This is a genomic window from Streptomyces sp. NPDC127084 (genome assembly GCF_042724175.1).
In the GTDB taxonomy this organism is placed as follows: domain Bacteria; phylum Actinomycetota; class Actinomycetes; order Streptomycetales; family Streptomycetaceae; genus Streptomyces.
On record NZ_JBHXFA010000212.1, the window covers coordinates 1 to 9,041 of the forward strand.

8 protein-coding genes are annotated in these 9,041 nt (G+C 70.1%); 7 read left to right on the forward strand and 1 reads right to left on the reverse strand.

The annotated features are described in order from the left end of the window. Window positions 1-194: 194 nt before the first annotated feature. The 6 genes from ACFWI9_RS30940 (at window position 195) to ACFWI9_RS30965 (ending at window position 6,637) form a co-directional block, all read left to right on the forward strand. Window positions 195-377, forward strand: coding sequence for a Trm112 family protein (locus ACFWI9_RS30940; protein WP_387167587.1), 183 nt, complete (start codon window positions 195-197; stop codon window positions 375-377). 92 nt (window positions 378-469) lie between these two features. Next, a complete protein-coding gene (locus ACFWI9_RS30945; protein WP_387167590.1) occupies window positions 470-1,612 on the forward strand; it encodes an SIS domain-containing protein in 1,143 nt (380 codons plus the stop codon). Window positions 1,613-1,795: 183 nt separating this feature from the next. Next, window positions 1,796-2,947, forward strand: a complete 1,152-nt coding sequence (gene manA, locus ACFWI9_RS30950; protein WP_387167593.1) for a mannose-6-phosphate isomerase, class I — start codon at window positions 1,796-1,798, stop codon at window positions 2,945-2,947. 133 nt (window positions 2,948-3,080) lie between these two features. Continuing rightward, a complete protein-coding gene (locus ACFWI9_RS30955; RefSeq protein ID WP_387167596.1) occupies window positions 3,081-4,058 on the forward strand; it encodes a cation diffusion facilitator family transporter in 978 nt (325 codons plus the stop codon). 388 nt (window positions 4,059-4,446) lie between these two features. After that, window positions 4,447-5,904 carry an adenosylhomocysteinase gene (gene ahcY / locus ACFWI9_RS30960; RefSeq protein WP_387167599.1) on the forward strand — a complete coding sequence of 486 codons (1,458 nt, stop codon included), beginning with the start codon at window positions 4,447-4,449 and terminating at the stop codon, window positions 5,902-5,904. Window positions 5,905-6,022: 118 nt separating this feature from the next. Further along, entirely contained in the window at window positions 6,023-6,637 is a 615-nt protein-coding gene (locus ACFWI9_RS30965) for a hypothetical protein (protein ID WP_387167602.1), read from the forward strand. A 1-nt stretch (window position 6,638) separates the two neighbouring features. On the opposite strand, the gene ACFWI9_RS30970 is transcribed toward ACFWI9_RS30965, so the two are convergent. Further along, window positions 6,639-7,571, reverse strand: a complete 933-nt coding sequence (locus ACFWI9_RS30970) for an RDD family protein (protein ID WP_387167604.1) — start codon at window positions 7,569-7,571, stop codon at window positions 6,639-6,641. A 127-nt stretch (window positions 7,572-7,698) separates the two neighbouring features. Here ACFWI9_RS30970 and ACFWI9_RS30975 point away from each other — a divergent pair, with 127 nt between their 5' ends. Next, entirely contained in the window at window positions 7,699-8,706 is a 1,008-nt protein-coding gene (locus ACFWI9_RS30975) for a stage II sporulation protein M (protein WP_387167607.1), read from the forward strand. Window positions 8,707-9,041: the final 335 nt, after the last annotated feature.

The window sequence follows — 9,041 nt, forward strand, 5'->3', positions numbered from 1 at the left end:
ACGGTTCTCCGTGCAGGCCGGGCGGCGGTGCCATGAGGTCACCGCGCACCGCACGCACCGCACCGGACAGTCGGCGGACCCCGACCCGCCGACCCGCGCCGGCCGTCCCCCGGCGGTAGGCTGACGTGGCCAAAACCCAATACGTATGCATTGGGTTTCAACCACATGTTCGACATGTTCGAAGGGACGCCCCTATGCCGCTCGAAGCCGGCCTTCTGGAGATCCTCGCCTGCCCGGCCTGCCACGCCCCGCTCGGCGACGAAACGGCGGCTGACACGCCCGAGCTGATCTGCACCGGCAAGGACTGCGGCCTGGCCTACCCCGTACGCGACGGCATCCCTGTCCTGCTCGTGGACGAAGCTCGCCGACCCACGTGACGACACCTCACGCAACGTAATATCGTATAACGCTGCGTGCGCCACGCAGAGCCCGCCCCCGCACCCGTACGGCGAATCGGAGGCCCACCGCCATGCTCGACGAGTCACTCCTCGACGCCCCGGAAGCCCTCGCCCGCGCCGATCGCCGCGAACTGCTCCGCGGCGCCGCTGAGGCAGGCGCGCGGGTACGCACCGCCGCCCGGCACGCCGCCGAGGCGGGAATCGCCGAGCTGAATCCCGAGGGCCGACCCCGGGCCGTCCTCATCGCGGGACCTGGGACCGCGGCCACCGGCGTGGCCGATCTCATCGCCGCGCTCGCCGGGGCATCGGCCCCGGTCGCCCGGCTGCACCCGACCGGTGTCGCACCCGCGGCCGGGGCGCTCCGCTGGGCGCTGCCCGGCTGGGCTGGGTCGGTCGACCTGCTGCTCATCGCCACCACGGACGGCACCGAGCCGGGCCTCGCCCTGCTCGCCGAGCAGGCCTACCGCCGCGGCTGCACCGTCGTCGCCGTCGCCCCGCAGCGCTCCCCGCTCTCCGAGGCGGTCAACGGTGTGCACGGGATGGTGGTGCCGATGGCGACCGCGCCGTACGAGCTGTACGACGAGACCCAGGCGACGGCGAGCCCCGGCGCGCTCTGGGCGCTGTTCACCCCGCTGCTCGCCCTGCTCGACCGCGTGGGCCTGGTCACGGCGCCCTTCGACGTCCTCGAGAGCGTCGCCGACCGGCTCGACAGCATGGCCGAGCGCTGCGGGCCCGCCATCGCCACCTACAGCAACCCCGCCAAGACGCTCGCCGCAGAACTTGCCGACACCCTCCCGCTCATCTGGACCGAGGGAACCGCGGGCCCGGTCGGCCGCCGCTTCGCCGCCGTGATCGCCGAGCTCGCCGGACTGCCCGCCCTCGCCGCTGAGCTCCCCGAGGCGCTTCCGGCGCACGGCGTACTGCTCGCGGGCGGCTTCGCCGCCGGGGCGGACCCCGACGACTTCTTCCGCGACCGGGTCGACGAACCCCAGGCGCTGCGCGCCCGCGTCCTGCTGCTGCGCGACCGCGTCGACGGGGCCGGGGCGCTCACCGCGGCCCCCGCCGCCCGCGAGCTGGCGCTCAGCCATGACACGGCGATCAGCGAGCTGGAGCCGGAGGAGGGAAGCGAGCTGGAGACCCTGGCGGAGCTGCTCGCGGTGACCGACTTCGCCGCCGGTTATCTGGCTCTCACGACCAGCGCGGGGAACGGCTGAGCCGACGCACATCCCAACCCCGCTCCCGGCACCGGGCCCAGCCCGGCACGCGCACCGGTCCGCGTCGCGGGGCTCCGTACGGGTCGCGCCCGGAGTCCACGCACCGGCACTTGCCGCTTCCGCCACGCAACTGGCAACTTCAAGCCAATCACCAGCCACATACCAAGCCGAGGACCCCCGTTCATGGACCGCCTCTCCAACACCGTGCGACCCTACGCCTGGGGATCGACGACCCTCATCCCCGAGCTCCTCGGCGTCGCCCCCAGCGGCGAACCCCAGGCCGAGCTGTGGATGGGCGCCCACCCAGGAGGCCCGTCCGGCACCGCCCGCGGGGCCCTCGACGAGGTCATCGCCGCCGATCCCGTACGTGAACTCGGTGCCGCCGCCACCGCCAAGTTCGGCCCCCGGCTCCCGTTCCTGTTCAAGGTGCTCGCGGCCGGCAGCCCGCTCTCGCTCCAGGTGCACCCTGACCGCGCCCAGGCCCAGGAGGGCTTCGCCGCCGAGGAGCGCGCCGGCGTGCCCCTGGACGCCCCGCACCGCAACTACAAGGACGACAACCACAAACCCGAGTTGATCTGCGCCCTCACTCCCTTCGACGGCTTCTGCGGATTCCGCTCGCCGGCCGATGCCGCCGACCTCATCGCCGGCCTCGGCGTCGACTCACTCAAGCCGTACGTCGACCTGCTGCACGCCCACCCGGAAGACGCCGCGCTCCGCGAGGTCCTCACCGCCGTGCTCAGCGCCGACCGTGCTGAGCTCGCCCACACCGTGGACGAAGCGGCAGCCGCGGCGGCGCGCATCGGCGGGCCGTACGCCGCGTTCGTCACACTCGCCCACCACTTCCCCGGCGACCCCGGCGTCATCGCGGCCATGCTCCTCAACCACGTCGTGCTCCAGCCGGGCGAGGCCATGTATCTCGGAGCGGGCGTGCCCCACGCGTACCTCTCCGGACTCGGCGTCGAGATCATGGCCAACTCCGACAACGTCCTGCGCTGCGGACTGACCCCCAAGCACGTGGATGTGCCCGAACTGCTGCGCGTCGTCCGCTTCGATCCGTCCGAACCCGCCGTACTGCGCCCGGAAGCGTCCCCCTCGGGCGAGGAGGTCTACGACATCCCGATCGACGAGTTCCGGCTGTCCCGCTTCGTACGGGTGCCGGGCGCGGAGCCCAACGACATCACCGCCCGCACCCCGCAGATCCTCCTGGCGACGGCCGGACGACCCGAGGCGGGCGGACTCAGCCTCGCCCCCGGCGAGTCGGTCTTCGTCCCGGCAGGCGAAAAGGCGGAACTGTCCGGTACGGGCACCGTCTTCCGCGCCACAGTGGCGGCCTGAGATCACGGCCGCCCACGCTGCTGCAACAATGGCCCGCCGTGCCCCGGGGTAGAGCCCCGGAACGCGTCCCGCCACACACGGGACGAATCGGCATCAGGGACATCAAGGGCTTCGAGGAAGGAACCCCGCACTCATGAGCGCGTCAGGCGGAACCAAGGCGATCGTCGCGGCACTCGCCGCGAACCTCGCCATCGCGGTAGCCAAGTTCGTGGCGTTCCTCTTCAGCGGCTCCTCGTCGATGCTGGCGGAGAGTGTCCACTCGTTGGCCGACTCCGGAAACCAGGGCCTGCTGCTCCTCGGCGGCAAGAAGGCCCGCCGGGAGGCCACCCCGCAGCACCCCTTCGGCTACGGCCGCGAGCGCTATGTCTACGCCTTCCTCGTGTCGATCGTGCTCTTCTCGGTCGGCGGCATGTTCGCCATCTACGAGGGCTACGAGAAGATCATGCACCCGCACGAGATCAAGGACTGGTATTGGCCGATCGGCGTGCTCGTCTTCGCGATCATCGCGGAGAGCTTCTCCTTCCGTACCGCCATCAAGGAGTCCAACGTCCTGCGCGGCAACCGCTCCTGGAAGGAGTTCGTTCGCCACGCCAAGGCGCCCGAGCTGCCTGTCGTCCTGCTTGAGGACCTCGGCGCGCTGGTCGGCCTGATCCTCGCCCTCGGCGGTGTCAGCCTCGCGCTCCTCACCGGCAACGGCGTCTGGGACGGCATCGGCACCGTCTGCATCGGTGTCCTGCTGATCCTGATCGCCCTGGTCCTGGCCGCCGAGACCAAGTCGCTGCTGCTCGGTGAGGCGGCTGGCACGGAGGACGTCGAGAAGATCAAGGCCGCGGTCGTGGACGGCGAGACGGTCACCGGAATCATCCATATGCGCACGCTCCACCTCGGGCCCGAGGAACTGCTGGTCGCGGTCAAGGTCGCCGTCCGGCACGACGACACGGCGACCCAGGTCGCGGAGGCGATCAACGCCGCCGAGGACCGCATCCGCACCGCCGTGCCGATCGCCCGGGTCATCTATGTCGAGCCCGATATCTACAGCGAGGCCGCTGCCGCGGCGGGCCCCGATCCGGCCAGGTCCCCGGGCGGCCCCGGCCCCGAGCTCGACCACTGACGCCCGCGCGGCCACCTGCTGACGGCGTTCCCACCCGCGCGAGCCGCCGCCCCGGCACCACGCCCGCACTCCGTCGGCACCCACCCGTCACCGGCCTGAACCACCGGTGACGGGTAGGACAGGCGCACAGGCGGGCTGTGGCGGGCCGAGTCGAGCGGTGTAGATTCGTGACCAGAGCCAGACGTCGCTGCTGATGGCGGTCGGTCGGTCCGATATCGCGAACCGGCCGAGGGAGAGAGGGCCTCCGACGGACTGCGCTGCGGACGTCTGCGCACGTCCGGGCATGCGCGTGTCCACGCGTACGCCTGGTTCGTCGCCGACCCCGCAGCAGTCAGCAAGCCCCGAACGAGCCCAACCATCCCTCGACCCTTCAGAGGAGCAGCTCGCAATGACGACCCTCGCCGCCGGCCAGGACTTCAAGGTCGCCGACCTCTCCCTCGCGGACTTCGGCCGCAAGGAGATCACCCTGGCCGAGCACGAGATGCCCGGCCTGATGTCCATCCGCAAGGAGTACGCCGCTTCGCAGCCGCTGGCCGGAGCCCGTATCACCGGTTCCCTGCACATGACCGTGCAGACCGCCGTGCTCATCGAGACCCTCGTCGCCCTCGGCGCCCAGGTGCGCTGGGCTTCCTGCAACATCTTCTCCACCCAGGACCATGCCGCCGCGGCCATCGCCGTCGGCCCCGAGGGCACGGTGGAGAACCCCCAGGGTGTCCCGGTCTTCGCCTGGAAGGGCGAGACGCTGGAGGAGTACTGGTGGTGCACTGAGCAGGCCCTGACCTGGCCGAACACCCCCACGGGCGGCCCGAACATGATCCTGGACGACGGCGGTGACGCCACGCTCCTGGTCCACAAGGGCGTCGAGTTCGAGAAGGCCGGCGAGGCCCCGGACCCGTCCACCGCGGACAGCGAGGAGTACGGCTACATCCTGCGGCTGCTGAACCGCACCCTCGCCGAGAGCCCGCAGAAGTGGACGCAGCTCGCGTCCGAGATCCGCGGTGTCACCGAGGAGACCACCACCGGCGTCCACCGCCTCTACGAGATGATGGCCGCGGGCACCCTGCTCTTCCCGGCGATCAACGTGAACGACGCCGTCACCAAGTCGAAGTTCGACAACAAGTACGGCTGCCGCCACTCCCTCATCGACGGCATCAACCGCGCCACCGACGTCCTCATCGGCGGCAAGACCGCCGTCGTCTGCGGCTACGGTGACGTCGGCAAGGGTTGCGCCGAGTCGCTGCGGGGCCAGGGAGCGCGGGTCATCATCACCGAGATCGACCCGATCTGCGCCCTCCAGGCCGCCATGGACGGCTACCAGGTCGCCACCCTGGACGACGTCGTGGAGACCGCCGACATCTTCATCACCACGACCGGCAACAAGGACATCATCATGGCCTCGGACATGGCCAAGATGAAGCACCAGGCGATCGTGGGCAACATCGGCCACTTCGACAACGAGATCGACATGGCCGGCCTCGCCAAGATCCCGGGCATCGTCAAGGACGAGGTCAAGCCCCAGGTGCACACCTGGACCTTCTCCGAAGGCAAGGTCCTGATCGTGCTGTCCGAGGGCCGCCTCCTGAACCTCGGCAACGCGACCGGCCACCCGTCCTTCGTCATGTCGAACTCGTTCGCCGACCAGACCCTGGCCCAGATCGAGCTCTTCACCAAGCCCGAGGAGTACCCGACCGACGTCTACGTGCTCCCCAAGCACCTGGACGAGAAGGTCGCCCGCCTCCACCTCGCCTCACTCGGCGTCAAGCTGACCACCCTGCGCCCGGAGCAGGCCGAGTACATCGGCGTGAAGGTCGAGGGCCCGTACAAGCCCGACCACTACCGCTACTGATCAGCCGCCGGTCCCATGCCGGACCGGCCGCGACCACCGTTCGGTAGCAGGCACCAGGCAGGCCCCCGCACCCCCGTGCCGGGGGCCTGCCCTGTACCCGGAGGACTCACGCACCCCCATGCCCCGCGGTCGTTATTCGCTCCATGATCCGCACGATCACACCCCTCTCGGTGATGAGCACTTCCACTGTGCCCCCGGCCCCTCCGGCTGGCGCTACGTCTCCCAACTGACCACCCCTGCCGGAGACCACGCGGGCTCCGTCGATCTCGCTCTCGACGAACTCGGCCGCCCCATTCGCCTCGAACTCCACGCGGCGAGCTGGCAGGTCCGTGGCGCCGCGCTCGACGGAGTGACCTGGGTGCGTACCGACCCCACCGGCACGCACGCCACCGAAGGCAACGTCCGCGCCCACGCCTTCACCGGTATGTCACCCGCCTTCCTGGTCGCGACCGCCCGGCTGCTCCGCCTCACACCCGGTGCCCCCGCGACCCGCGTCCGCCTTGTCGCCTTCACGGACCCAGTGCTCGCCCCCCGCACGGTCGACCAGTCCTGGGCCCTGGTGAAGAGTGAAGCGCACGCCACTGACAGCGGCCCCCTGACCGTGGACGAATACCAGGTCAGCGCCCTGGACACAGGCGAACAGCACACCGTCCACATCGCCGGGGACGTGGTGCTCGCCGCCCCCGGCATCGAGCTCGAAGACCTCGAAACCCCGCCTTCGGTCTTCCCGTGACTCAGGCGGGCGGCGCGAACCCGGTGGCGGGAGGAGGCGGCGGCGTGGGCGCAGCCGCGGACGCCTCGGAAGGAACGACGGGCTGAGGGAAGGAGACGGGACCGGCGGAACGGACCGGTGCACCGGGCACTCCGGGGCGAGGGCCGGCGCCATGACCCGGGCCGACGCTCCCCGAAGCCCCCACAGCAGCGGCCTGGGCCCGCCGCGCGTCCCGCGCCTGACGCTCACCCACCACGGCCGCAAGAAAGGCCGGAGCCGACACCCCGACCGGTGCCGGCGCCCCCGTCCTGGCAACAAGTTCACCGGCCAGCCGTTCGGCCAGGGAACGGCTCACCTCCGCGTCGAGCTGACGCATCCGGGCCAGGTACTGACGTATGGCCAGCCACAGCTCGTCCGGCACCCCGGACAGATCCAGTTCAGCGAACCGCCCTGCCAGCCACGGCGGCGCGACCGGCATCAGGACGGCATGCGCCACGGGCACCCGCTCCCGGACGACCAGCGTCCCGGCGAACACATCCCCGATCCGCCGCCCACGGGCCGACACCAGGGAAGCGATGCAGGCGACGACCCCGAAGGTCATCAGAATCTCCACCACTCCCATCGCACCCCGGACCAGGGCGTGCCGGAATCGGATGGGGCCGCCGTCGTCCCGCACCACCCTCAGCCCACACGCCATCTTGCCCAGCGAACGCCCATGGCTCAGCGTCTCCACCGCGATTGGCGCCCCCACCAGCACCAGCAGGAACGTCGCGATCGACACGGCCATGACCGCCGCCTGGTCAAGCGATGCCGTCGCGATCGCCAGGGCTATGGATATGAGCAGATACGCCCCCCACACGACGACAAGATCGATCGCGAGCGCCAGCGCCCGGCTGGGCAGCTTCGCAGGCTGAAGCCCCAGTACGACCGCGTCCCCCGTCACTACCCCGCTCACACGCCCAACCTCTCCTCGCCCCGGACCCTCGACCGACCTGCCAGGCACCCGTAGTACGTCAGTCTGCCAAGCTGACCGGAAGAGCGCCGCGCAGTAGTGGTAACCACAACGGGAGCAGCAGCCGATCATGGACCTCGATGTCTTCGTGATGACCCACCGGGCGGAATGGGACCGCCTGGACCAGCTGCTCCGCAGGGGACGCCGGCTTACCGGAGCCGAAGCCGACGAACTCGTGGCCCTCTACCAGCGCGCGGCCACCCATCTCTCGCTCATCCAGTCCAGCGCCCCCGACCCGATGATCACGGGCCGCCTGACCCAGCTCGTCGCGCGGGCCCGTGCCACCGTCACCGGAACCCGCCGCGCCTCCTGGCGGGACGCGGCCCGCTTCCTTACCCAGGGCTTCCCCGCGGCGATGTACAGCTCCCGCCACTGGTGGATCCCCACCGCAGTGCTCTCCACCCTCCTCGCGGCGATCATCGGCTGGTGGATCGGGACCCATCCAGAGGTCCAGTCGGCCATCGCGGCTCCCGAGGAACTGCGGCAGCTCACCCGCCCCGGTGGCGAGTACGAGACGTACTACTCAAGTCATCCGGCGGCGTCCTTCGCTGCCCAGGTCTGGACGAACAATGCCCAGGCCGCCGCGATGTGCCTGGTGCTCGGCGCCTTCCTGTGTCTGCCGGTCATCTGGATCCTCTTCCTCAACATGGCCAACCTGGGCGTAGGCATCGGCCTGATGTCATCCGCCGGCCGCCTCGACACCTTCCTCGGCCTGGTCCTGCCGCACGGCCTGCTCGAACTCACCGCGGTGTTCGTCGCCGCCGGCACCGGCCTCCGACTCGGCTGGACCCTCATCGACCCAGGCCCCCGTCCCCGCCGCGACGCCCTTGCCCAGCAAGGCCGCGCGGCGCTCGGGATGGCGATGGGCCTGGCTCTCGTACTTTTCGTATCGGGCCTGATCGAAGGCTTCGTCACTCCCTCCGGCCTGCCCACCTGGGCCCGCATTGCCATCGGCGTCCTCGCCGAGCTGGCCTTCCTCGCGTACGTATATGTCCTGGGCGGTCGAGCAGCCCGCGCCGGAGATGCCGGCGACATCGACGACTGGGAGCGGAGTGCCGAGCTCCCCACGGCCGCCTGATGTGCGTACAGGGCCTCTGAGCTGCTAGTCTCCTCTTCGCCCAGGAAAGCTGTTGACACAGCCCCACTGGGGAGGTAGATTTCAACGGTTGCCTCGGAAGGGACGAGTCCCTCCAGGCGGACTGTAGTCTCTCTCGCTCTTGATGGGAACGGGATTCCCGTCGGAGCCACTCGATTCTTTTATCCGAATCATCAGGGCGGCCGATTAGGTCGGCCGAAAAGACTCTGATAAAGTCGAGATCGCCGAAAGGCAAAAAGGCCCTCCAACGGCCACCGGAATCAGAATCCGAACCGGGAACGGAACGGAATAAGAATCTGGTAAGGTTGGAAACACCG

Coding starts and splice junctions, on each gene's coding strand:
- ACFWI9_RS30940 (WP_387167587.1), top strand. CDS start 195: ATGCCGCTCGAAGCCGGCCTTCTGGAGATCCTCGCCTGCCCGGCCTGC.
- ACFWI9_RS30945 (WP_387167590.1), top strand. CDS start 470: ATGCTCGACGAGTCACTCCTCGACGCCCCGGAAGCCCTCGCCCGCGCC.
- manA (WP_387167593.1), top strand. CDS start 1,796: ATGGACCGCCTCTCCAACACCGTGCGACCCTACGCCTGGGGATCGACG.
- ACFWI9_RS30955 (WP_387167596.1), top strand. CDS start 3,081: ATGAGCGCGTCAGGCGGAACCAAGGCGATCGTCGCGGCACTCGCCGCG.
- ahcY (WP_387167599.1), top strand. CDS start 4,447: ATGACGACCCTCGCCGCCGGCCAGGACTTCAAGGTCGCCGACCTCTCC.
- ACFWI9_RS30965 (WP_387167602.1), top strand. CDS start 6,023: ATGCCCCGCGGTCGTTATTCGCTCCATGATCCGCACGATCACACCCCT.
- ACFWI9_RS30975 (WP_387167607.1), top strand. CDS start 7,699: ATGGACCTCGATGTCTTCGTGATGACCCACCGGGCGGAATGGGACCGC.